Source organism: uncultured Buchnera sp. (genome assembly GCF_913776765.1).
Taxonomy (GTDB): domain Bacteria; phylum Pseudomonadota; class Gammaproteobacteria; order Enterobacterales; family Enterobacteriaceae; genus Buchnera; species Buchnera aphidicola_AO.
This window is the reverse complement of sequence record NZ_CAJYPO010000001.1, coordinates 132,408-158,019: the sequence shown is the minus strand read 5'-3', so window position 1 is coordinate 158,019 and position 25,612 is coordinate 132,408. Positions and strand designations below refer to the sequence as shown.

26 protein-coding genes and 1 tRNA gene are annotated in these 25,612 nt (G+C 26.4%); 5 read left to right on the top strand and 22 right to left on the bottom strand.

Annotated elements, in window-relative coordinates:
* Positions 1-2: 2 nt before the first annotated feature.
* From rplW to QZ401_RS00750, 13 genes are all read right to left on the bottom strand, one after another.
* Positions 3-305, bottom strand: a complete 303-nt coding sequence (rplW, locus tag QZ401_RS00810; RefSeq protein WP_295164107.1) for a 50S ribosomal protein L23 — start codon at positions 303-305, stop codon at positions 3-5.
* Entirely contained in the window at positions 302-907 is a 606-nt protein-coding gene (rplD, locus tag QZ401_RS00805) for a 50S ribosomal protein L4 (RefSeq protein WP_295164105.1), read from the bottom strand. Before rplD ends, rplW begins: the two co-directional genes overlap by 4 nt.
* 17 nt (positions 908-924) lie before the next feature.
* Positions 925-1,554, bottom strand: a complete 630-nt coding sequence (gene rplC, locus QZ401_RS00800) for a 50S ribosomal protein L3 (RefSeq protein WP_295164104.1) — start codon at positions 1,552-1,554, stop codon at positions 925-927.
* A gap of 37 nt (positions 1,555-1,591) precedes the next feature.
* A complete protein-coding gene (gene rpsJ / locus QZ401_RS00795) occupies positions 1,592-1,903 on the bottom strand; it encodes a 30S ribosomal protein S10 (RefSeq protein WP_011054015.1) in 312 nt (103 codons plus the stop codon).
* Positions 1,904-2,185: 282 nt separating this feature from the next.
* Positions 2,186-3,370 carry an elongation factor Tu gene (gene tuf, locus QZ401_RS00790; protein ID WP_295164102.1) on the bottom strand — a complete coding sequence of 395 codons (1,185 nt, stop codon included), beginning with the start codon at positions 3,368-3,370 and terminating at the stop codon, positions 2,186-2,188.
* 58 nt (positions 3,371-3,428) lie between these two features.
* Positions 3,429-5,537, bottom strand: coding sequence for an elongation factor G (gene fusA / locus QZ401_RS00785; protein ID WP_295164101.1), 2,109 nt, complete (start codon positions 5,535-5,537; stop codon positions 3,429-3,431).
* A gap of 101 nt (positions 5,538-5,638) precedes the next feature.
* Positions 5,639-6,109 (bottom strand): 30S ribosomal protein S7, encoded by a 471-nt coding sequence (gene rpsG / locus QZ401_RS00780; RefSeq protein ID WP_158337558.1) that lies wholly within the window; start codon positions 6,107-6,109, stop codon positions 5,639-5,641.
* A 57-nt stretch (positions 6,110-6,166) separates the two neighbouring features.
* On the bottom strand, positions 6,167-6,541 hold the full coding sequence (rpsL, locus tag QZ401_RS00775; protein ID WP_295164846.1) for a 30S ribosomal protein S12: 375 nt from the start codon (positions 6,539-6,541) through the stop codon (positions 6,167-6,169).
* 131 nt (positions 6,542-6,672) lie between these two features.
* The gene (tusB, locus tag QZ401_RS00770; RefSeq protein ID WP_295164100.1) at positions 6,673-6,960 is read right to left on the bottom strand and encodes a sulfurtransferase complex subunit TusB; all 288 of its coding nucleotides are present in this window, start codon (positions 6,958-6,960) and stop codon (positions 6,673-6,675) included.
* Between the two features lie 11 nt (positions 6,961-6,971).
* Positions 6,972-7,331, bottom strand: coding sequence for a sulfurtransferase complex subunit TusC (gene tusC, locus QZ401_RS00765; RefSeq protein ID WP_295164098.1), 360 nt, complete (start codon positions 7,329-7,331; stop codon positions 6,972-6,974).
* 18 nt (positions 7,332-7,349) lie between these two features.
* Complete coding sequence (tusD, locus tag QZ401_RS00760; protein WP_295164097.1) at positions 7,350-7,736, bottom strand: sulfurtransferase complex subunit TusD; 387 nt, start codon at positions 7,734-7,736, stop codon at positions 7,350-7,352.
* 79 nt (positions 7,737-7,815) lie between these two features.
* Positions 7,816-8,574: an FKBP-type peptidyl-prolyl cis-trans isomerase gene (gene fkpA / locus QZ401_RS00755; protein ID WP_295164095.1), complete on the bottom strand. Its 759-nt coding sequence runs from the start codon at positions 8,572-8,574 to the stop codon at positions 7,816-7,818.
* Positions 8,575-8,970: 396 nt separating this feature from the next.
* On the bottom strand, positions 8,971-10,185 hold the full coding sequence (locus tag QZ401_RS00750; RefSeq protein WP_295164093.1) for an aspartate aminotransferase family protein: 1,215 nt from the start codon (positions 10,183-10,185) through the stop codon (positions 8,971-8,973).
* A 265-nt stretch (positions 10,186-10,450) separates the two neighbouring features.
* Between QZ401_RS00750 and tsgA the strand changes: the two genes are divergently transcribed.
* Positions 10,451-11,614, top strand: a complete 1,164-nt coding sequence (tsgA, locus tag QZ401_RS00745) for an MFS transporter TsgA (RefSeq protein ID WP_295164090.1) — start codon at positions 10,451-10,453, stop codon at positions 11,612-11,614.
* A gap of 74 nt (positions 11,615-11,688) precedes the next feature.
* Here the strand turns inward: tsgA and trpS are convergent, their stop codons facing one another.
* The 4 genes from trpS to aroK all read right to left on the bottom strand — a co-directional run bounded on the left by trpS (position 11,689) and on the right by aroK (position 15,686).
* Positions 11,689-12,699, bottom strand: a complete 1,011-nt coding sequence (trpS, locus tag QZ401_RS00740) for a tryptophan--tRNA ligase (RefSeq protein ID WP_295164088.1) — start codon at positions 12,697-12,699, stop codon at positions 11,689-11,691.
* 29 nt (positions 12,700-12,728) lie between these two features.
* Positions 12,729-13,415 carry a ribulose-phosphate 3-epimerase gene (gene rpe, locus QZ401_RS00735; protein WP_295164087.1) on the bottom strand — a complete coding sequence of 229 codons (687 nt, stop codon included), beginning with the start codon at positions 13,413-13,415 and terminating at the stop codon, positions 12,729-12,731.
* A gap of 625 nt (positions 13,416-14,040) precedes the next feature.
* Positions 14,041-15,123: a 3-dehydroquinate synthase gene (gene aroB, locus QZ401_RS00730; protein WP_295164086.1), complete on the bottom strand. Its 1,083-nt coding sequence runs from the start codon at positions 15,121-15,123 to the stop codon at positions 14,041-14,043.
* A gap of 41 nt (positions 15,124-15,164) precedes the next feature.
* A complete protein-coding gene (aroK, locus tag QZ401_RS00725) occupies positions 15,165-15,686 on the bottom strand; it encodes a shikimate kinase AroK (protein ID WP_295164084.1) in 522 nt (173 codons plus the stop codon).
* A 519-nt stretch (positions 15,687-16,205) separates the two neighbouring features.
* Here aroK and QZ401_RS00720 point away from each other — a divergent pair.
* Positions 16,206-16,290 (top strand) — tRNA-Ser (locus tag QZ401_RS00720).
* A gap of 93 nt (positions 16,291-16,383) precedes the next feature.
* Here QZ401_RS00720 and deoD read toward each other — a convergent pair.
* From deoD to QZ401_RS00705, 3 genes are read right to left on the bottom strand one after another with little or no spacing between them, the layout of a single operon-like run.
* Positions 16,384-17,094, bottom strand: a complete 711-nt coding sequence (deoD, locus tag QZ401_RS00715) for a purine-nucleoside phosphorylase (RefSeq protein WP_295164083.1) — start codon at positions 17,092-17,094, stop codon at positions 16,384-16,386.
* A 32-nt stretch (positions 17,095-17,126) separates the two neighbouring features.
* Positions 17,127-18,356: a phosphopentomutase gene (locus tag QZ401_RS00710; RefSeq protein WP_295164080.1), complete on the bottom strand. Its 1,230-nt coding sequence runs from the start codon at positions 18,354-18,356 to the stop codon at positions 17,127-17,129.
* A gap of 29 nt (positions 18,357-18,385) precedes the next feature.
* Complete coding sequence (locus QZ401_RS00705) at positions 18,386-19,984, bottom strand: peptide chain release factor 3 (protein ID WP_295164078.1); 1,599 nt, start codon at positions 19,982-19,984, stop codon at positions 18,386-18,388.
* 218 nt (positions 19,985-20,202) lie between these two features.
* Between QZ401_RS00705 and ansA the strand changes: the two genes are divergently transcribed.
* Positions 20,203-21,216, top strand: coding sequence for an asparaginase (ansA, locus tag QZ401_RS00700; protein WP_295164077.1), 1,014 nt, complete (start codon positions 20,203-20,205; stop codon positions 21,214-21,216).
* Positions 21,217-21,286: 70 nt separating this feature from the next.
* On the opposite strand, the gene QZ401_RS00695 is transcribed toward ansA, so the two are convergent.
* Positions 21,287-21,865, bottom strand: a complete 579-nt coding sequence (locus QZ401_RS00695) for an NfuA family Fe-S biogenesis protein (RefSeq protein WP_295164076.1) — start codon at positions 21,863-21,865, stop codon at positions 21,287-21,289.
* Between the two features lie 128 nt (positions 21,866-21,993).
* Between QZ401_RS00695 and QZ401_RS00690 the strand changes: the two genes are divergently transcribed.
* Positions 21,994-22,404 carry an alpha/beta fold hydrolase gene (locus QZ401_RS00690; protein WP_295164075.1) on the top strand — a complete coding sequence of 137 codons (411 nt, stop codon included), beginning with the start codon at positions 21,994-21,996 and terminating at the stop codon, positions 22,402-22,404.
* 410 nt (positions 22,405-22,814) lie between these two features.
* Here QZ401_RS00690 and QZ401_RS00685 read toward each other — a convergent pair whose 3' ends face one another.
* Positions 22,815-23,324 carry a single-stranded DNA-binding protein gene (locus tag QZ401_RS00685; protein ID WP_295164074.1) on the bottom strand — a complete coding sequence of 170 codons (510 nt, stop codon included), beginning with the start codon at positions 23,322-23,324 and terminating at the stop codon, positions 22,815-22,817.
* An 841-nt stretch (positions 23,325-24,165) separates the two neighbouring features.
* Between QZ401_RS00685 and dnaB the strand changes: the two genes are divergently transcribed.
* A complete protein-coding gene (gene dnaB, locus QZ401_RS00680) occupies positions 24,166-25,566 on the top strand; it encodes a replicative DNA helicase (RefSeq protein WP_158337600.1) in 1,401 nt (466 codons plus the stop codon).
* Positions 25,567-25,612 lie beyond the last annotated feature (46 nt).

Here is a 25,612-nt window from a genome sequence, read left to right as displayed (position 1 = left end):
GACTACTCTATGTGACCCATAAAATCTAAGTTTTGACCTTTTTTGACTTTAATGTACGCTTTTTTCCAATCACTTCGATAAACAACACGATTAGATTGACGTTTTTTTTTGCCTTTAACACATATTGTTTTTACACTATCAACTTCTATATTAAATAAATTTTGTACTGCAGATTTAATTTCATTTTTAGTTGCATTTCTAGAAACTTTTAAAACAACAGTATTAAATTTTTCCATAGATATAGATGATTTTTCAGATATATGTGGAGAAAGTAATATCTTAAGTAAACGTTCTTCAGAAATCATGAAAGTATTTCCTCTACCTTCTTTAATGCTTCAACAGTGATTATAATATGATCAAAAGCAATTAAACTGACTGGATCCATAGAACATACATCTTTTACATCAACTGAATATAAATTTCTCGATGCAAGAAATAAATTATTTTCTATCTCTTTAGTTAAAATAAGAACGTTGTTCAAATTTATTTCTTTCAATTTTTTTACTAAAAGATTTGTTTTAGGTAAATTTAATGAAAATTTTTCAAATATAATTAATCTTTTTTGACGTATTAATTCAGAAAAAATACTTTTTAGCGCACCACGATACATTTTTTTATTAATTTTCTGAGAATGTTCTTGTGGTTTTGAAGCAAATGTTACTCCTCCTGACCGCCAGATAGGACTTCTAAAAGAACCTGCACGTGCACGACCAGTCCCCTTTTGACGCCATGGTTTTCTACCTGATCCAGAAACATCAGCACGACTTTTTTGAGCTCGTGTACCTTGACGAGTAGAAGCTGAATAGGCAACAACTACTTGATGAATTAGAGCTTCATTAAAATCTCGACCAAAAATAATTTCAGAAACACTAAGAAGTCTTGGCACGTCTTTAATCACTAATTCCATGCTTAACTCCTTATTCCTCAAATCTTAACAGCTGGTTTAACGATAAGATCACTACCGGTAGGTCCTGGAACAGCACCTTTTACTAAAAGTAAGTTACGATTTTGGTCAATATTTACTATGTTTAAATTTTGCACTGTAACACGATTATTACCTAAGTGCCCTGCCATTTTTTTTCCTTTAAATACTCTACCTGGAGTTTGATTTTGACCGATAGAACCTGGTACTCTATGAGATAAAGAATTTCCATGACTTGCATCTTGAGTCCGAAAATTCCAACGTTTTACAGTACCAGAAAAGCCTTTTCCTTTAGAAATACCTGTAATATCTACTTTCTTGATATTATTAAAAATATTAATTTTTATACTTTGACCTATTTGAAAATTTTCGTTACTATTAGTTCTGAATTCCCATAAACCACGACCAGGAATTACACCTGATTTTAAAAAGTGACCTGACTCTGGCTTTTTAAGCCTATTTAATTTTTTTAGACCAGTTGTCACTTGAATCGCACAGTATTTGTCAGTTTTGATATTCTTTACTTGTGTTATTCGATTCTCTTGTATTTCAATTACTGTAACGGGAATTGAACTTCCTTCCTTAGTAAAAATACGAGTCATACCAAGTTTTTTACCAATTAAACCAATCATTTTTCAAAACCCTTTTTAATCATATATATATATTTGATTAACCCAGACTGATTTGAACATCTACACCAGCAGCAAGATCCAGACGCATAAGTGCATCAACAGTTTTTTCAGTAGGTTCTACTATATCGATTAATCGCTTGTGTGTACGAATTTCATATTGATCACGTGCATCCTTATTTACATGTGGAGAAATTAAAATAGTAAAGCGTTCTTTACGAGTTGGTAAGGGAATTGGTCCGCGAACTTGCGCACCAGTTCTTTTAGCTGTTTCAACAATTTCCGCAGTTGATTGATCAATCAATCTATGATCAAAAGCTTTTAAACGAATACGAATTCTTTGGTTCTGCATTAGACCAGAACTCCAATTTTATTTTAAAAATAAAAATTTTATCCTATCTCTATATGTATTTTTTAGAGATTAGATGAAATTAGTTGCTCTTATATAACTCCTATGTTAGGAGTATTGTAGGGTTTTTAGAATATAAATATACAAAAAATTTATTTTTTTAAAAACATTTTATTTCACAATTATCCATCCAAAAAATTTATGATATATTTAACTATAATTAATCAAGAAAAGAGCATTTTATACTCTTTTCTTAACAAATTCAACTAAGTACAGTATAAAAAATTAAACTAAAACTTTAGAAACAACACCGGCTCCAACAGTACGACCACCTTCTCGTATAGCGAATCGTAACCCATCTGTCATAGCGATTGGATGAATTAAGGTAACAGTCATTTTAATATTATCTCCTGGCATGACCATCTCTACTCCTTCAGGTAACTCAATAGAACCTGTTACATCAGTAGTTCGAAAATAAAACTGAGGACGATATCCCTTAAAAAATGGAGTATGACGCCCACCTTCTTCTTTGGATAAAACATAGACTTCAGACTCAAATGTTGTATGTGGATGAATACTACCTGGTTTTGCTAAAACTTGACCTCTTTCAATTTCATCTCGTTTTGTACCACGAAGCAGAACACCTACATTTTCTCCAGCACGACCTTCATCTAATAATTTTCTAAACATTTCAACGCCTGTACAAGTCGTTTTAGTTGTTTTTTTAATGCCTACGATTTCTACTTCTTCTCCAACTTTAATAATACCTTTTTCAACTCTTCCAGTAACAACAGTTCCTCTTCCTGATATAGAAAAAACATCTTCTATAGGCAATAGAAATGGTTGATCAATTGCTCTTTTTGGTTCTGGAATATAAGTATCTAAAAATTTAGATAAATCAAGTATTTTTGATTCCCATTTTGAATCACCTTCTAAAGCTTTAAGAGCAGAACCACGAATAATAGGAGTATCATCTCCAGGAAAATCATACTGTGTTAACAAATCGCGAACTTCCATTTCTACTAATTCTAATAATTCTTCATCGTCTACCATATCACATTTATTTAAAAAAACAATAATATAAGGAACTCCAACTTGTCTACCAAGTAAAATATGTTCTCGAGTTTGAGGCATTGGTCCATCAGTAGCTGCTACAACCAAAATAGCACCATCCATTTGAGCTGCACCAGTAATCATGTTTTTTATATAATCAGCATGACCAGGACAATCTACATGTGCATAATGCCTAAATTCGGTGTCATATTCTACATGAGAAGTATTAATAGTAATACCTCTTGCTTTTTCTTCCGGAGCATTGTCTATTTGATCAAAAGCACGAGCAGAACCTCCATATTTTTTTGATAAAACAGTAGTAATTGCTGCAGTTAACGTTGTTTTTCCATGATCAACGTGACCTATAGTTCCTACGTTTATATGAGGTTTTAAACGTTGAAATTTTTCTTTTGACATTATTATACCCTTTTAAATTTAAAGTTTTTATCAAAAACTATTTTATAAAAAAATTTTTCTATCTTTCTCTTTTTTTAATTATTAATTCAGAAATAACAGATGGTGCTTCTACATATTTTAAAAATTCCATGGAATAAGAAGCTCTACCTTGAGTTTGAGAACGTAAATCAGTAGCATACCCAAACATTTCAGACAAAGGAACACATGCATTAATAATTTTACCTATTTCTAAATCTTTCATTCCTTCAATAATTCCTCTTCGACGATTTAAATCACCAATTACATCTCCCATATAATCATCTGGTGTTTCTACTTCTACTTTCATAATAGGTTCTAATAAAATTGGTTTTGCTTGTTTAAATCCATTTTTAAATGCCAAAGAAGCTGCTAATTTAAAGGCCAATTCTGAAGAATCAACATCATGATATGAACCAAAATAAAGTCGTACTCCTATATCTACAACAGGATATCCAGCTAAAGGTCCGTATTTTAATTGTTCTTGAATCCCTTTATCAATTGCTGAAATATATTCACTGGGTATTACACCTCCTTTTATGTCATTAACAAATAAATATCCCTTACCTCCTGGTTCTAATGGAAATAATTCTATAACAACATGACCATACTGACCTCGTCCACCAGATTGTTTGATATGTTTTCCCTCAATATCTGTGACTTTATTAAGAATAGTTTCACGATATGCAACTTGTGGCTTTCCAACATTAGCATCAACACTAAATTCTCGTTTCATTCGATCAACAATTATTTCTAAATGTAATTCTCCCATTCCAGAAATGATTGTTTGATTAGATTCTTGATCTGTTCGAACTCTAAAAGAAGGATCTTCTTTTGCCAATCTAGCTAATGATAAACCCATTTTTTCTTGATCAGCTTTTGTTTTAGGTTCTACAGAAATAGATATCACAGGTTCTGGAAATTCCATTCGTTCTAAAATAATAGGTTCGTTTAAATCACATAATGTATCACCAGTAGTTACATCTTTTAAACCAATAGCTGCTGCTATGTCTCCTGCATACACTTCTTTTATTTCTTCTCTTTTATTTGCATGCATTTGCACAATCCTACCGAACCTTTCACGTTGAGATTTGACAGAATTAAAAACAGTATCTCCAGATTTTACTATTCCTGAATATACACGAAAAAACGTTAAGTTTCCTACAAACGGATCACTAGCAATTTTAAATGCTAACGCTGAAAATGGAGCTTCATCATTTGATGATCTTACAGCAACAGTATTGACTTGATCGTTTAAAATACCCTTAATATCTTGAATGTCGTTAGGAGCAGGCAAATATTCAATTATCGCATCTAATAAGGCTTGTACTCCCTTGTTTTTGAAAGCAGAACCACAAGTAATCAATGTAATTTCATTATTTAAAGATCGTTTTCGTAATTCTGATTTTATTTCTTGTTCAGATAATGTGATCCCGTTCAAATATTTTTCCATTAAGTCTTCGTTAGATTCAACAGCTGACTCAATTAAATTTTGATGCCACTTTTCAGATAATTCAACCATATCAGATGGAATTTCATCATAAGTAAAAGTTATTCCTTGATCGATATCTTTCCATTTAATGGCTTTCATTTTTATTAAATCTATAACTCCTGTAAAATTTTCTTCTGATCCAATAGCCAATTGAAGTGGTACAGGATTACCTCCTAATCGTGTTTTAATTTGTTTTACTGTTCTTAAAAAATTGGCCCCCATACGATCCATTTTATTTATGAAAGCTATACGAGGAACATTGTATTTATTTGCTTGTCGCCATACAGTTTCTGATTGAGGTTGTACACCTCCTACTGCACAATAAACCATTACAGCACCGTCTAACACACGCATTGAACGTTCAACTTCTATAGTAAAATCAACGTGTCCAGGTGTATCAATAATATTAATTCTGTGAGATTTAAATTGTTTAGCCATACCACTCCAAAAAGCAGTAGTAGCAGCAGATGTTATAGTAATTCCTCTTTCTTGTTCTTGCTCCATCCAGTCCATAGTGGCAGCACCATCATGAACTTCACCAATTTTGTGATTAATGCCAGTATAAAATAAAATTCTTTCAGTGGTAGTAGTTTTCCCTGCATCTATATGAGCACTGATACCAATATTACGATATTGAGAAATAGGTGTTGTACGAGACATAATTGTTTTCTCATATTTAGGTTTTTAAAAGTTATCACCGTATGAGCAAAATAAAACAATTGCCCCAATGTTATATGAATTAGAGAATGTTCTAAAAATAATTACCAACGATAATGAGCAAAAGCTTTATTTGCTTCAGCCATACGATGTACTTCTTCTCTTTTTTTAACAGATGTCCCTTTATTTTCAACGGCATCATAAAGTTCATTAGACAAACGTAACGCCATAGATTTATCCCCTCTTTTCCGAGCAGAATCTACAATCCATCTCATTGCTAATGCATTACGACGAACTGGTCGAACTTCGACAGGTACTTGATATGTTGAACCACCAACACGACGAGATTTTACTTCTACTGTTGGACGTACATTTTCTAAAGCAATTTCAAATGCTTCCAATTCTTTTTTATCTGTTCGTTTAGATAAATTTTTTAATGCAGTATAAACAATTACTTCTGCAATAGATTTTTTACCGTCTACCATTAAAATATTAATAAATTTAGCTAATAATTCTGAGGAAAACTTTGGATCCGGTAAAATTTTACGAGTGCTAATAATACGACGACGAGGCATAAAAAATACTCCATTAAATTAAATACAAAATTTATTTATTCTCTAAATTAAATATAATTAAACTTTTGCTTTTTTTACACCATATTTAGAACGTCCCTTTTTTCGTTCTTTAACACCAGCACAATCTAGAGAACCTCTAACGATATGATATCGAACTCCAGGCAAATCTTTTACTCGACCACCACGTATTAAAATTACAGAATGTTCTTGTAGATTATGTCCTTCTCCACCAATATAAGCAGTAACTTCAAAACCATTTGTTAGTCTTACACGACAAACTTTTCGTAATGCTGAATTAGGTTTTTTAGGAGTAGTCGTATAAACTCGAGTGCAAACACCTCTTTTTTGAGGACTACTTTCTAAAGCAGGAACGTTGGTTTTAACTATTTTTCGTAAACGAGGTTTACGGACCAATTGATTTACCGTGGCCATATATAAAAAAACTCCTTGTTGATAATTAATACTACGAGCAATATTAAGATAATATAAAAAAGTTGAGGTCATATTATATCATGTAGAATTTTAGGATTGGATATATAAACAAAAGAATAAACAAGTATATTTTACCAACTCATTTGTTTTTTGTTTTTAAGTGTTAAAGTGACAAAGTGTACATAACTAATTAATATGAAATCACTAGAAATATTTTTATGAATTCCTCTAGCGTAAACATCTTCTTTTATAGCATATAAATTTGCTGAAGAAAAAATGATATTTTTTAAAAAAATATTATCAATTAATGCAATTAAAACTCCATCTTGTAAAGCTAAAAAATCATCTGTTTTTTTTAACATACTTGAAAAAAGAGAAACATTAGTTTCAAAAGGAGATTTCATTAAAGTATGCAGCATATTTATGTACCTTAAAAATTAATAATTGCATCATGATCATCTAATTTTAGACGAAAGAAATATGAATTCAATATATTTACTTTTAATATAAATTTATTAGAAAAATTCAATCCTCTATCAATTAATGAAGATTTGCAACAATAAAAGTTTTTAATACCATATATAGGTAATACACGAAAAGCAGATGTATAATTACGTGCTAAAATATTTTCTGATTTATAACTTTTTAAAATCTGTAAAACTCCATCTCCAATAAAAAACAAACTAATTTTTTCTATAATTAAAGAAACACCTAAAACAGCATCTAATCCTTCTCTACCAAAACTAGTCCCATGTGGTGCATGAGAAAAAACAAAAGCAATCTTTTTCATTGAAATAAACATATTATATTAAAATTGTATTATACGATCAGAAATTTTTATAGAATGTGCTAATTCTAATAATCCGCTCGACTCAAAAAAAGAAGAAAAATTACCTTTTTTAATTTTTATATTCGATGTTTTTTGATCTTCTATTATTCCTCGTCTTAAAGCAGCACTAACACAAACATATAATTTTACCTTGTTTTTTTGACTCAATTCTTGCCATGCTGAAAGTAAATTAAATTCATCGCTAGCTGGTTTGTTCAAACTATTAGCATTAAGAACTCCATCACAGTAAAAAAAAACACTATTTAATGTATGAGACATCTTTATTAATGATTGGCAAAATAGGAAGGCTGTACTGGCATTCTGTGTTCCATAAGCAGAACCTGTAACTAAAACTGTATAATTCATGTTAAAATATCTTGTTTCAAAATAAATATTATTCGTATATTAAATTCAACATCTATTAGATGGTAAAGAAAAAATAAAATTAGATGTTTTTTATATCTAATAATTCTATCTCAAAAACTAAAATAGAATTTGCTGGAATTCCGTTAATTGTATTACTTCCATATCCTAAATCTGGAGGTATGATTAATTTAATTTTACCACTTTTTTTAATATACTTTAAACCTTCTTGCCAACCTAATATAACATCTTTTAACATTAGTGTTATGGGCTTTCCTCGTTTATAAGAACTATCAAATTCCATACCATTAATCAACGATCCTTTATAATGAACCGTAATTTCTGTATTTTTTGTTTTTATTTCTTCACCTTCACCTAATTTTTCAACAACATATAAAAGACCACTTGGTGTTTTGTTTACTCCTTTTATTTCAGAAAAATTTTTCATATATAATTTTCCTTGCATTAAATTTTCTTTTTCATTTTTTTCAAGTTGAGTTTTTACTAGATTTTTCAAATGTTCTTGTAATTTTTGAAGAATAATAGAAATTTCTTCATGTGATAGTTTTAAATTTCCTGAAATAGCATCTTGAACTCCCAATAAAATACTATACTTGTCTAATTTTATTCCCATTTTCTTTTGTTTTTCAAAAGATTCATTTACATAATTACCTAAAGAAACTCCTAAAGAGTATCCTATTTTCTCATTATCATTTTTAAAAAATTCTTTCTTCTCTGAATAAGATTGAATTTTAAAAAAAGGTAGGTTTTCTGAAAATGATTTTGGAATAAAAAAAATTAAGTATAAAAATAAAATTCTTTTTAATAGAAAAAAAATCATTTATTACTCCAAAAAAAAATGCAAAAAATAATAAATTTATTTTATATTTAAAAAATTTTATATTAAATTCATACTTTTTAATATAAAATTATTTAATTATTATATTTTTACATATTAAAAATTAAAAAAATTTTAACAATGAATAAAAAAACATATTTTACAAAAAATTTTAGATACTCAAAAAAAAGATATTAATGAAATTAAAGAAGCTATATTGTTATATCAAATGGAAATAATAAATATTCAAAAAAAATACAAGAACTATCAAGGAAATTACATTATATAACACTATATATTAATTGTTTATCTAAAACTTAACTACTACATTATTAAATATAAACATTTTTCCACTATTTCATGAATTTTAAAAAATATAGTTTTATAAAACTGTATTTTCTATAAACATTTTTCTAAAGCGCGATAAAAACGCTTCATACCTTCAACAATATCACGTTTACTAATAATTAATGAAGGAGCTAATCGAATAACATTTTTACCTGCAGTTAAAACAATGACACCTTCTAAAAATAAAGAATTTAAAATATCATATATTTTTTCAGCAAACTCTGGTCTCAACACAATACCAATAAGCAACCCTTTTCCTCGTATTTCTGTAAAGAATTTAAAACGTTTATTAATCAAATTTAATTCAGAAATAATTTTTTTTAATTTTTTTTCTACACCTAATAAAATTTTTTTCGTATTAACAATGTTAATAACAGATTCTGCAACAGAACAAGCAAGGGGGTTTCCTCCATATGTAGTACCATGAATACCAGGTTTCATTACAGATGCAATTTTATTTGTTGTTAACATTGCACTTATTGGAAAACCACCACCTAAAGATTTTGCAATAGTTAAAATATCAGGTTGCACTTCATAATGTTCATATGAATATAACTTACCGGTTCTACCTATTCCAGTTTGGATTTCATCAAAAATTAAGAGTGCATTATATTTATAACAAAGATCTCTAACTTCTTTAACAAAAGAAATATCTGCTGGTATAATTCCCCCTTCTCCCTGAATAAGTTCCATAACTACAGCTGAAGTATTTTCATCAATTATATCTTTAACAGTATCAATTTCATTAAATTTAGCATGCATAATCGCTGAAGGTTTTGGTCCAAAAAAATCAGAATATTTTGCTTGTCCACCTACAGAAACAGTAAAAAAAGTTCGTCCATGAAATGAATTATAAAAAGATATAATTTTATTTTTTTTTAAATTATATATTTTAGATGAATAATAACGAGCTAATTTAAACGCCGCTTCATTTGCTTCAGCACCTGAATTCGCAAAAAAAACACGAGACGCAAAACTTGATGAAATTAATTTATCGGCTAAACGTAAAGCTGGTTCATTTGTAAAAATATTACTAGTATGCCATAATTTTTTACTTTGTTGATTTAAAACTTTGTTTAATACGGGATGACAATGACCCAATGATGTCACCGCAATTCCACCTGAAAAATCAATATATTCCTTTCCTTTTTGATCCCAAACACGACTACCTTTTCCTTTAACTGGAATAAAAAATGCTGGATTGTAAACAGGTAAAATTAATTTGTTAAAACTATCTCGCGTAATTAATTTTATTTTTTCTATCATTAATTTTCCTAAAATATATTTGCTAAAATAATAAAATGTTTTACAGCTAAAATAGATAAACTGATAAAATTAAAATATACATTATATTTTATTAAATTTAAACTTATTTTATTAACAAACTTAAAAACATCTAAACAAATTTTATTAAAGTAAAAAGCTATTTTACATTTTAACATCTTGATATAATAATTTTAATAATTACCAATAAGATATTTTAATAAAAATATCTTAAAATTTTAATTTTTATAATGAAAAAGGTAAAAAAATGAAAAATATCAACCAAATAAAACTTACATGGATTAGTTTTTTTTCATACGCTTTCACAGGTGCGTTAATTGTTGTTACTGGAATGATAATGGGGGATATTGCCAATTATTTTAGTTTATCTGTATCACAGATGAGTAATATTTTCACTTTTTTAAATGCAGGTATTTTAATATCAATTTTTTTAAATTCTTGGCTAATGGATATTATATCAATAAAAAAACAATTAATATTTGGTTTTTTACTTTCAATACTAGCCATATTAGGTATAGTATACTCAAGTAATATACTTGTGTTTTCGATAAACATATTTATACTTGGTTTGGTTAGTGGAATAACTATGTCACTTGGCACTTTTATTATTACTTATTTATATTCAGGTGAAAAAAGAGGATCGCAATTGTTAATTACTGATTCTTTTTTCAGCATGTCCGGAATGATATTTCCAATTATTTCTGCATATCTATTAGAAAAAAATTTTTTATGGTATTGGATTTATGTATTTATAGGAATTATTTATTTCCTTATTTTTATTTTAACAATAAAATCACAATTTCCAACATTAGAAGAAAAAACAAAAAATCACGATAACATCAAACAATTTAATATAAATATAGTTTTATTATCTATTTCAGCTTTATTATATATTTTAGGACAATTAAGTTTCATTTCTTGGGTTCCACAATATGTTACTGAAATCATAAATATCAATATCAAAAAAACTGGTACTTTGGTAAGTAATTTTTGGATGGCGTATATGATTGGAATGTGGTGCTTTAGTTTTATAATTAGATTTTTTAATTTACAACGCATGTTTATTTTTTTAACAGGTATTTCTTCAATACTTATGTATTTTTTTATTTATAGCAAAAGTTACTCAGCACTAAAATATACCATTATTAGTTTAGGATTTTTTTCTAGTGCAATTTATACTATTATTATAACATTAGCATCATTAGAAACTAAAAAACCATCTTCAAAATTAATTAATTTAATTTTATTTTTTGGAACTGTTGGAACATTATTAACATTTGTTATAACTAGTCCGATCGTTGCAAAAAAGGGATTATATGCAACTTTAATTTTTTCAAATATATTATATGGAATAGTTTTTTTGCTATCTTTCGTAATTTTGAGCAATAGTAAAAACAAATATTATTTTTAAAAACTATTATCATTAAATAGTTATATTTTTTAAATAAACTAGAATAAACAATGACTTCTGGTTTATTTAAATAACTAATCTAGACCTATAACAGAAGATACACGTTTTAAAAATTTTTCAGATTTTAATCTCGCTTTAATTGCTCCTTCTTTAGCTATTTTTTTTAAATAAGATTCATCGTTTCGATAAACTAAGTAAGATTTTTGCAAATTATATAAAAATCTAGATACGTTATCAAAAACAATGTTTTTAAATTCACTGTACATCATACCGTCTAATTCTTTTTCTAAAATAGAAATCTCTTTTTTTGTAATAGCAGCAAGAATTTCTAATAAATTTGAAATACCTGATTTTTTTTTTATATCATAGTATATTTTAGGTGGTATTTCTGAATCTGTAACAGAATTTTTTATTTTTAAAAAAACTGATGAGATGTCTTCTAATAAAAAAATTACATTATTTTTATTAGTATCTGATTTAGACATTTTTTTTGTAGGATCTAATAAAGACATAATTTTAGATCCATTTTTAGTAATTAATAAATCAGGTACAGTAAATATGTCTCCATACAAAAGATTAAAACGATTAGCAATATTACGAGTTAATTCTAAATGCTGTTTCTGATCTTTTCCTACCGGTACTAAATTCGTTTGATATAATAAAATATCTGATGACATTAATAGAGGATAATTAAACAATCCAATATTTATATTTTCAACACAATTTTCTTCTATTTTTCTTTTATTTTTAAATTGTGTCATTCTAGATAATTCGCCAAATTGGCTAAAACAACTTAGAATCCAATGTAATTGACTATGTTGATAAACATGTGACTGAATAAAAATAATACTTTTTTTCGGATTAACTCCACAGGCTAAATATAATGCCAATGTATCTAATACCGATTTTTTTAAAGAAAAATTTTTATTTAATGTAGTTAAAGAATGTAAGTCAGCAATACAGTATAAACATTCATAATTATCTTGAAATGAAGACCAATTACGCATTGTTCCTATGTAGTTTCCAATGCTTAAATTACCTGAAGGCTGTACAGCACTAAATAATATTGGTTTAGAGTTAATCATATTAAATAATCCTAAAATATATAAAAATATCAATGAATAGAAGTTGAATAAACATGTTTTAATTCTTCACGTATCTTTTTTATGATAACATCATAATTAGTATATCCAAAAAGTCCTGAACCAATCACGAAAACATTAGCTCCTGAAAAAGCTATTTCAGAAATATTTTCTAATTTAACTCCTCCATCAACTTCTAAAAGAATATTAGATGCATTTAACTCAATTTTTTTGCGAACTTCACGTAATTTTTTGAATGAAGATGGTAAAAATGATTGATTACCAAAACCAGGATTTACTGACATTAATAAAATTAAATCTAATTTTTCCATTACATAATCAAGAAAATTAAGAGAAGTCGCTGGATTGAAAGCTAAACCTGCTTTGCATCCGCACTCCTTAATTAAATTTAAAGTACGATCAATATGATCTGTTGCTTCTGGATGAAAAGTAATAAAATCTGCTCCAGCTTCAGCAAATTGAGGGATTAAATTATCTACTGGTTTTACCATCAAGTGCACATCGATAGGTACAGTAATATTATAATTTCGTAACGCTCTTAAAATCATGGGACCCATTGTTAAATTTGGAACGTAATGATTATCCATTACATCAAAATGTATCCAATCACTACCTGCATCTATAACTTTTTTTGCATCTTCTCCTAAACGAGCAAAATCAGCAGATAAAATCGAAGGTGCTAAAAAAAACTTTTTCATATTAATCATCCTACATTTAATTACAATAATTTTAAAAAAAACAAATAAAACAAACTTCAAATAAAAAATACTATTAATTAATTTTAATATTTCTTTGTTTCTTTACAATAAAAATCAAAAAAATCTAATAATATTATCGACATTTTTTTTACATGAAAAACGCATTGATTGATAATATTTTAATTAAATATTAAACAGGGAATATATTTTTAAGACATACTAAATTTTTACATTTAGTAAGAAGTAAAGTTATTAATATAATATTTTGTAAAATTCTTTTTAATATTAAAAGTCAGTTTAATATAAAAAATGATACTCTGATTGTTATCAAAAAAACTTTTAAAAAAATGTATATCAAACTTAATCAAGCAAAAAAACTTTTAAAAAAAATATTTTCATCTATCAATACTTAATTTTTTTTAAATATTAATAAAAAACTAAAAAATTAAATTTAATCTATACGAAATAAGATATTTTTAAAAAAAATATAGTTTAGAAGAAAAATTTTAATATTTAATTGAACTTCAAAACTATATAAAATGAAAAACTTAAATGTTGATTTTAATAAAAAAAATTATAAAATCATAATTATAATGAATAATTTTTATCTTAAATATTAAAAATGTTATTGAGAATCTTTAATTGCACTCAAAATAATATTTTTATCTATTCCAGAATAAATTTCAGCTTTTCCAATAGAAACCGGAAGAACTAATCTCATTTCTCCAGACATAACTTTTTTATCTCTTATCATATATGGTAAATATGAAGCAGCAGACATATTTTTAGGTCCTTTAATAGGTAATCCTGTTTTTTTTAATAAAGATAATATTCTTTTATAATCTATTTTTTTTAAACATCCTATTAATTCTGATGTACGAGAAGCCATGACCATTCCTACTGAAATTGCTTCACCATGTAACCAATTACCATAACCTGCGTGAGCTTCAATAGCATGACCATATGTATGTCCAAAATTTAATAATGCTCTAAAATTATTTTCTCTTTCGTCAAGAGAAATTATTTTTGCTTTTAATTCACAACACTTTTTAATGCAATAAGACATTAATTCATGATTCAATAATAATAAATTTTCAATATTTTCTTCTAACCAATTAAAAAAATTTGCATCAAAAATAACAGCGTATTTAATAACTTCTGCCATACCAGAAACCAATTCATTGTACGGAAGAGTTTTTAAAAAATCGATGTCAATAATAACAGAAGAAGGCTGCCAAAATGAGCCTATCATGTTTTTTCCAAGCAAATGATTGACTCCAGTTTTTCCGCCAACAGAAGCATCTACTTGAGACAAAAGAGTGGTCGGAATTTGAATAAATCGTACACCTCTCTGGTAAATAGATGCCGAAAATCCAGTTAGGTCACCTATTACTCCTCCACCTAATGCAATTAAAGTCGTATCACGAGAATGTTTTTTTTCTAACAGAGCAGAAATTATTACTTCCATTTCATTTAATGTCTTAAATTGTTCTCCATCCGAAAGAATAACTTGATCTATTTTTATGCCGGATTTTCTTAAATGAAAAAATACTTTATCTTTAAAAAGATTAGCTAATGTTTTATTTGTGATTAACATAGCTTGATTTCCAGGCTTTAAAGGCCAAAAGATATTATCTTCTTGAATAATACCAGATCCGATATTAATCGGATAGCTACGTTTTCCTAAAACAACTTTTAATTGTTCCATAATTTTTTATACTCTATAAATATTTTATTTAAATAATCTCACTATATTTTTTCTAATAAATGAATAATACTATATGCAACAGATTTGGCACTTTGATTATCAGTTTGAATTTTAAAATCTGCTATTTCTTCATATAATGGATTTCTTTCATGAGCTAAATTTTCCAATACAACACGATTTGAAATATTAGATTGTAATAATGGTCTTTTTTTATCTCTTTTTGTACGCGATAACTGTTTTTCAATAGTAGTTTCTAAATATATAACAATTCCACGAGCAGATAAAATATTACGATTTTCTTTGAATTTTACTGAACCTCCACCGGTAGCAAGAACAATACCTTGTTTTTTTGTAAGTTCATCAATAATTTTTACTTCTCTTTGACGAAAACCATTTTCGCCTTCAACGTCGAAGACCCAACTTATATTAGCTCCAGTACGCTTCTCAATTTCTTGATCAGAATCAAAAAACTCCATATTAAGTTGTTGAGATAACTGACGACCAATAGTACTTTTACCAGCTCCCATAGGTCCGATTAAAAAAATATTTCGTTTTTCTGCCATATTTTTATTACTAAGATAATTCGTTAATAACAGTAATGCTTAGCAAATTTTGCTAGCAAGAGATAAAACGCTAAAAATAGAATAAACTAAATTTTATATAAATATTCTAAATTAACGACAATTAAATATTTAAAAATTAGGAATCTTATTGGTTTTTCATTAAAAAATATGATCCTTGTATGCAAAAAGAATTGTTTAAAAAATTTTCTATTGTTTTAAATAATTTCTTATAATACTTTTATCAGAAAAATTGAAATATATATTTCAAAACTTATTTTTAAAATTTTTGTATGATAAAATTTTTTTAAAGTAGCAACATCATTCTATCAGAGTAAACCTTATTTTTTCCATAATTTATTTATTATTTTAATACAAATATTATTTTTGAAAATTTTCAATAAACTTAACACTTTAATTGAAAAATAACTTTATAAATTAAAAAACTTGACGTAATTTATTTTTTAAGTTTAAATGGATTTTCATATAAAAAAATTTTTAAAAATTCTTTCAATTTTAAAGGGTGAGATGTCCGAGAGGCTTAAGGAACACGCCTGGAAAGCGTGTATATGGAAACGTATCAAGGGTTCGAATCCCTTTCTCACCAAAAAAAATATAAAAAAATATATAATTATAAATAAAAACTTCAATTTTAAAAACTATATATTCTTTTATATAATCAAATCTGTGTTTTTATTTTTTAAAGAAGCAAGGTAGTTTCTAAAGAAAGAGTAATCATATTATGAAAACTAGATTCTCTATCTTTTGATGATACTGCTTCTTTTTTAGTGATATGATCAGAAACAGTACAAATTGATAATGCTTGAGCTTTTAATTCAGAGGCAACCGCATATATGCCAGCAGTCTCCATATCTATTCCAATAATGTTATATTTTTTTAAAATTTTTAACATATCTTCATTTTCATTATAAAATGAATCTGTCGTAAAGAAATTACCAATATGAACTTTGAAATTCATTTTTTTAGCTATTGAAAAAGCATGAAAAATCATTTCGAAATCTGCAATTGCAGCATAATCATGATTATTAAAACGTATTCTGTTAACTTTTGAATCTGTAGAAGCACCCATACTAATAACGATATCACGCAATTTTATATTATTCTGAAGAGTACCACAAGTTCCTACACGAATAATTTTTTTTACGTTATATTCTGATATCAACTCTCTTACGTAGAGAGATGCAGACGGTATTCCCATACCGTGACTCATAATAGAAATTTTTTTATTTTTATAGTATCCTGTATACGCCAGCATTAATCTAGTATCATTAATTTGAATTGCATCTTTTAAATAATTTTTAGCAATATATTTAGCTCTTATTGGATCACCAGGCATCAAAACTATGTCTGAAAAAGCATTTTTTTCACTTTTAATATGCAGTGTAGGCACTATTTTTTTCCTTATTTTAATAAATAATTTTTTTAAAACATGCTTTTACCATATTTCATATCAGATAATGAAAAATGTTTTGCAATAGTTTGTCCTATATCAGAAAATGTATCTCGATAACCTAAAAAATTTATTTTTTTACCTGGAGAATATATTAATATAGGAATATTTTCTCTTGTATGATCTGTTCCTTTCCACGTAGGATCACATCCATGATCTGCAGTTAAAATAAACAAATCCTTCTCTTTAACTAAATTAATCATTTCAGATAATTTAGTATCAAAAAATTCTAACCCTTTAGCGTATCCTGAAACATCACGACGATGGCCCCAAACAGAATCAAAGTCTACAAAATTAGTGAATATAACAGTATTATTCTTCGCTAATTTCATCTGATCAATAGTATTATTACATAATTCATATAAACCAGTAGATTTAATATTTTTACTTATTCCGATTCCTGCATAAATGTCTGAAATTTTCCCTATCGCAATGACTGTACCTTTTTTCTCTTGTATTAATTTTTCCATAAAAGTAATAGAAGGAGGTTGCATTGAAAGATCTCGTCTATTTCCAGTCCTATTAAAGTTTAATTTATTAGTTCCAATAAAAGGTCTAGCTATAACACGTGCTATTTTATATTTATTTTCATCAAGTATCGTACGAACAGTTTCACATATTTTATAAAGATTTGATAAACCAAATTTAATTTCATGACATGCTATTTGAAAGACAGAATCTGATGAAGTGTAAAAAATAGGTTTTCCTGTTTTAATGTGTTCTTCACCTAAATTTTTTATTATTTCTGTACCTGATGCATGACAGTTACCAAGAATACCAGGTAATTTTAATTTTTTTATTATTTCGTTAATTAATGATAAGGGAAAAGAATTATTTTTTTCTATAAAGTAATGCCAATCTTTTAAAAAAGGAGCTCCAGCAATTTCCCAGTGTCCAGAAGTAGTATCTTTTCCAGAAGAAACTTCGCTAGCATAACCATAACTAGCAATAATGTTAACATCTTCTTTCTGATGAAATCCTAATGGATATTTTCCTGTAGAAGATTGATATGATTTAAGTATTCCCAACTTAGTCAAATTAGGAATATGTAAAGAACCTTTTCTTCCTATATTGGCTTCATTCAAAAAACATTTTTCTGCTATATGTCCAAAAGTATCTGCGCCAACATCATTAAATTTATAAGCATCAAAACTTGAACCTATTCCAAAAGAATCTAAAATCATCAAAAAAACGCGTTTCATTATAAATACCTAAAATTAATAAAATATGTTTACTGTTCTCTTGTTTTGTCAAAAAAAATATTCTTATAAATATTTTTTATTATATCTAAATTAGCTTTATTTGGTGCCAGATATATTAGTTGATTAGAACCATCTAACGCTAAATAAGATTTGTTTTTGTTTATAAAATCAGAAATAGATTTTTCTTTTTTTGATCTAATCCAACGTGCAAGAACAATATTTACTGTTTCATAAATTGCATCTATTTGATATTCAACCTTTAAACGTTCGATTACAACATCAAATTGTAATATTCCAATAGCACCTAAAATGAGACTATTATTTGTTATAGGACAAAAAACTTGTATTGCACCTTCTTCTGATAATTGAAATAAACCTTTTTTCAACTTCTTTTGTTGTAATGGATTTTTTAAAAAAATACGACGAAATACTTCTGGAGCAAAACTTGGAATCCCAAGAAATTTAATTTCTTCTCCTTCTGTAAAAGTATCTCCAATTTTTATTGTACCGTGATTATGTATTCCTATTACATCGCCAGGATACGCTTTTTCTATAGAAAATCTATCTCCAGCTAAAAAAGAAAATGCATCAGAAATAATAATATCTTTTTTTATTCGTATATGTCTTAATTTTATACCTTTTCTATACTGTCCAGAAACAATTCTCATAAAAGCAATTCGATCACGATGTTTTAGATCCATATTTGCTTGGATTTTAAATATAAAACCTGTAAATTTTTTTTCTTCAGGTTCAACTTTTCGTATATTAGTAGAACGATAAACAGGAGAAGGAGCCCATTTTATTAAACTTTCTAGTATATGATTAATACCAAAATTATTTAATGCACTACCAAAAAAAATAGGAGTTACACTACCTTCTAAAAATTTTTTTTTATTAAGTTCTGGATATATATGAGTAATTAATTTTAATTCTTCATGCCATTGTATATATAAATCTGTACCAATATGTTCTTTTAAAGAAGATTCATTAAGAAAATCAGTAAAAGAGTTAGAAGCAAAAAAATTAACTTTTTTAATAATATTTTTTTTATATAAACAAAATATTTTATCATAAATATGATAAACACCTTTAAAATTTTTACCACAACTGATAGGCCAAGTTACTGGAATGCAGCTTAAATTTAACTCTTTTTCTATTTCATCTAGGATTTCTATTGCTTCACGACTATCACGATCTAATTTGTTAATAAAAGTAATAACAGGAGTATTATGCAAACGACTGATGTTCATTAATTTTTTTGTTCGATCTTCTATTCCTTTTGCAGCATCAATAACCAATAAACAACAGTCAACTGCAGTAAGAATTCGATATGTATCTTCTGAAAAATCTTCATGACCAGGGGTATCTAGCAAATTCATTAAAATATTTTTATATGTAAACTGCATAACTGATGTAGTAACAGAAATTCCGCGCTGTTTTTCAATATTCATCCAGTCTGATTTAGCATATTTTCCATTTCCTCTAGCTTTAATAGTGCCAGAAGTACGAATTACTTTTCCAAGTAATAACATTTTTTCTGTAACAGTTGTTTTACCTGCATCAGGATGAGAAATAATAGCAAAAGTACGTCTTTTACTTAATTCCAATTGATGATTCATATCAAACATATATACTCATTTAAATTATTTTTTATTATGGAAAATTTTAGATATAAAAATTATTTATTAAAATATAAACATTCTATTTTTTTAAAACTCTATATTAGTTGTCTTGATTTATTTAAAAAAAATAGTAATATTATACTGGATATATTAAAAACGAACTGAACTGTATGCAGTAATAAAAATATTTATAATTGCATTATAAATGAAAAAGAGTTTCTGCAATGAAAAAAAAATTTATATATATTGCATACACAGGTGGTACTATTGGGATGCAAAAATCAAAATATGGATATATTCCTATTTCTGGACATCTTCAAAAACAATTAGTCAACATGCCAGAATTTCATAGTACAGAAATTCCAAATTTTACTATTAAAGAATATAATCCATTAATTGATTCATCTAACATGACTCCAATAGAATGGCAAAAAATTGCAGATGATATTAAAAACAATTATCATCAATATGATGGATTTATTATTCTTCATGGAACAGATACCATGGCTTATACTGCGTCAGCTTTGTCATTTATATTAGAAAATTTAGAAAAACCAGTAATAATAACAGGATCTCAAATTCCTCTTTCAGAAATCCGATCAGATGGACGACAAAATTTATTAAATTCACTATTAATGGCTGCAAATTATCCCATTAATGAAGTTACTCTTTTTTTTAATCATAGATTATATAGAGGAAACAGAACAACTAAATCACATGCTGATGGCTTTGATGCTTTTTCTTCACCTAATTTAGGACCTTTGTTAGAAGTAGGAATCAATATTCGATCTTTTTATAAAAAAAAATTTAAAAAAAAAACAAAAAAACTAAAAGTATATAAAATAACACCACAACCTATCAGTATACTTACAATATATCCAGGAATATCTAAAGAAGTAATACGAAATTTTTTATTAAATCCGGTAAAAGCATTAATTTTATGTACTTATGGAATAGGAAACGCTCCTCAGAATAGAGAATTTTTAAAAGAATTAGACCTTGCCCAAAAAAAAAATATTATCGTAATAAATTTAACACAATGTACATCCGGACGCGTTAATATGAATGGTTATGCAACCGGTAATTCACTTATAAAAGTTGGTGTTATTAGCGGGTATGATTTAACTGTAGAAGCAGCTTTAACTAAATTACATTTTCTATTAAGTCAAAATTTTTCAACTGAAAAAATTCGTATTCAAATGCAGAATAACTTACGCGGCGAATTAACTCTAGATTGAGTAATTTTGATATATTTTTAAAGAATTTATTTTTTTAAAAATTTTTATCTGAAAAAATTTATTTAAAATTTTAATAAAAAGAATGATTACCATGAAGATGATTAGTCTGATCAATTACCTGTTTTATTTCAGGAAAAAAAGATAGTATTTTTTTCTCAACTGTTTCTTTTAAAGTAGTGCCAATCATTGAACATCCATTACATCCTCCACTAAATTGTATAAAAGCTATTTTATTTTCGGAAATTTTAATTAAATTAACTTTTCCTCCATGCATTGATAATTGGGGATTTACATTTGTGTTTAAAAATTCTTCTATCCTTTCTTGTAAAGAAGATACAGTTTTTTTTGAAATATTTTTTTTAGCATATGGTGTTTTAAAAGTTAATTGTGAACCTAAATTGTCAACTATAAGATCAATTTCAGAATTTTTTAAAAAAGAAACAATAGATCGATCAACATAAACAAAAAAATTATTATAATTTAATTTAATATCATTTTTTTCTACTTCATCTTTAGCACAGTACGCTACTCCACATTCTGCATTTTGTGTACCTGGATTTATAATAAATACACGTATTTGAGTACCGACAGGTTCTTTTGATAAAAGTGATATAAAATGATTTTGTGCTTTATTAGAAATATTAATCATAAATGTTAATTTAGTAAAATTTTAATTATAATTAATTCTACTAATTTATTAAAACAAATACAAGAATATTCTATTTTAAAAAAACTTTATTTGAGATAATAAAAAAATTTTATTTAAGGAAAAAAAAAATGAAAAATTTTTACTGGAAAACTATAGGTAATGGCAATATTAATCTCATTATATTAAATGGGTGGGGATTTGATTTAAAAATATGGTTTTTTATTGTAAATAAACTTAATAGTATATTTAAATTTCATCTAATTGACTTACCAGGAATTGGAATAAATAAACATTTACTTCCTCTTAAAATTGATGAAATAACTGAAATTTTATACTATTATATGCCTAAAAATTCTATTTGGTTAGGATGGTCTATAGGTGGATTAATTACTAATCGATTTGCATCATTATATCCAAAAAATATTTTAGGAATAATAAATGTAGCTTCTTCTCCTTGTTTTATAAAAAAAAAAATGGCCTGGAATAGAAGAAAAAAAAATATACTGTTTTTACAGCAATTTAAAAAAAAATTATCATGAAACAATAAATAATTTTTTATCTTTACAAATCATAGGATCAAAAGAAAATTTACAAGATTTAAAAAAGTTAAAAAAGATAATATCTTATAAAGATAAACCAAATAAAAAAATTTTAAAAAATGGACTGGAAATACTTCTTTCAACTGATTTACGATTAGAAAAAAATATTCTTAAAATTCCTTTATTACGCATATACGGTTCATTAGATCGTTTAGTCCCAAAAGAAATATCAAAAATACTTGATGAAAAATGGCCTGAAAGTATTTCTACTATTATAGAAAAAGCTGCGCATACTCCATTTATTTCACATAAAAAACAATTTTGTTCTATTTTATTGAAATTTATAAAAAATCTTTAATCAAAAAACATATAGCCCCTAAAAAAAATGAGGGCTATAAATTTTTATATTTCTAAAAAGGAATTTCATCATCGAAATCTATTTCTGAAGAATCAATTTGTTCTTTATTTGATTTATTTTTTTCTATATTTTTTGATGTATGATTTATTTCTAGTTTTTTTGTTTTTAAAATATTATTATTTTCGTTTAATGTAACGTTATGAGAATTTGAATTACGATTTCCTAACATTTGCATTGTACCGCCAATGTTAACTATAACTTCTGTTGTATAACGTTCTAGACCATTTTGGTCTTGCCATTTTCTAGTTTGAAGAGATCCCTCAATATATACTTGAGAACCTTTTCTCAAATATTCTCCAGCAATTTCAGCTAATTTTCCAAACAATACTATTCTATGCCATTCTGTTTTCTCTTTATTTTCACCAGTATTTTTATCTTTCCAATTCTCTGAAGTTGCTAGTGTCATATTTACTACTGCATTACCATTTGGCATATAACGAACTTCAGGATCTTGGCCCAAATGACCAATTAATATTACTTTATTTACACCTCTACTTGCCATAATAAAAACTCCATTTTCTAAATTTAAAAAAATTGAATACATTTTTAAATAGAATTTTTAATTACTTGTAATAAAAATACATCATAAATACGTAATTTAATATAATTAAACTTATAAAAAACGATATATTAATAGTAATTAAGATATTAGAAATAATAAAAATCTTGCAATAATTGTTTTTTTTAAAAAATTGTATTTAAAACAGTAAAAAAATAAAAGTTTATATATTTAAATTACACTATAACTATTAAAAAACAAAATTATAAACTATAATTTATATTTCTTTAAAAGAAATAAATAATATTTTATTTTAAAAAAATATAAATTTTTATAAAGTTATAATTAAATTTTTTAAGTACTAAAATAATTTTCTTTTTAAATAAATTTTAAAAATATAAATTCTGTCTGAAATAAAAAACTTCTATAATGAATTTATGATTAAAAAAAAATAATAAAAAATTAAATTTTATTTTTTGTAGTTTTTTATAAATAATCTAAAAAATAAAAATATATAAAATTATGATAATATATTCTTGTGTGAAAGTGAAAAAAATACACTAAAACAAATTAATTTTAACATTATTCAGTATATCAAAAAAAATATTCCTCCAAAAATATATTCCCCTAATAAAATTATTATATAATTTTTAAAAAAAATTAAAAAAATATCTTATATGTTTTTTTTAAAAAATTAATTAAACACTTAAAGATAAAAATATAAAATTTTTTTTAAATAATCAATTTATTAAAAATAAGACAAAAAAAAATTGGATTAAATTAGTGAATAAATAATCTATTATTTAGAATACTATAATATAATTTTACAATGATTTACTAAATAATGGTACTTCCAATATATATGGCAAAAAATAAATCATATTTACATCAACAAATTAATAGATTAAAAATTCCACCACATTCATTAGAAGCAGAACAATCAGTACTAGGTGGATTAATGTTAGATAACGAACAGTGGGATTCTGTTTCAGAACATGTAGTAGCTGACGATTTTTTTAGCAAACCCCATCGCTTAATATTTCAAGAAATGCAACAATTGTTAAATTTAGGACATCCTATTGATTTGATTACATTATCAGAATCTTTAGAACAAAAAGGAAAATTAGAAAGTGTAGGCAGATTCTCTTATTTAGCTGAATTATCAAAAAATACTCCTAGTACAGCGAATATTACTGCATACGCTGATATAATACGAGAAAGAGCAATAGTAAGAGAAATGATACTAGTAGCTAACAAAATAGCAAACGCTGGATATGATACTCAAGGACGTAAAAGCGAAGAATTATTAGATTATGCAGAATCTAGTGTTTTTAAAATTGCTGAAAAACGTTTTAAAAAAGATTCGGGTCCGAAAAATATTGAACAAATTCTTGATGAAACTGTTACTAGTATTGAGAAATTATTTTTATCTCCTAATGACGGCGTAACAGGAATAAATACAGGATATCAAGATTTAAATAAAAAAACATCAGGGTTACAACCTTCAGAACTTATTATCATTGCAGCAAGACCTTCAATGGGTAAAACAACTTTTGCGATGAACTTATGTGAAAATGCTGCTATGTTATATGACAAGCCAGTATTGATTTTTAGTTTAGAAATGCCTGGAGAGCAAATCATGATGCGTATGCTAGCATCTTTATCTAGAGTGAATCAGGCACGTATTCGAACTGGACAATTAAATGATGAAGATTGGTCTCGTATGTCTGGTACAATTAATGTTTTGCTCAAAAAAAAGAATATTTACATAGACGATTCTTCGGCTCTTACCCCCAGTGAAGTTCGTTCTAGAGCACGTCGTATTTATCGTGAAAATAACGGATTAACTTTAATAATGGTTGATTATTTACAATTGATGAGAGTTCCATCTCTTTCTGATAATCGAACTCTTGAAATTGCTGAAATTTCTAGAACTTTAAAAGCATTGGCAAAGGAACTACAAGTACCAGTTATAGCATTGTCACAATTAAACCGTTCTCTAGAACAAAGATCAGATAAAAGACCAGTAAATTCAGATTTACGCGAGTCTGGTTCTTTAGAACAAGATGCAGATTTAATAATGTTTATATATCGTGACGAAATATATCACGAAAACAGTGATTTTAAAGGTATTGCTGAAATTATAATAGGAAAACAGAGAAATGGACCAATTGGAACAATATGCTTAACATTCAACGGACATTGGTCTAGATTTGATAATTATTGCGGCCCTAAATATGATTAGACCACATAATGATTTTAGATTAAACATATAAAACTTATTTATATAA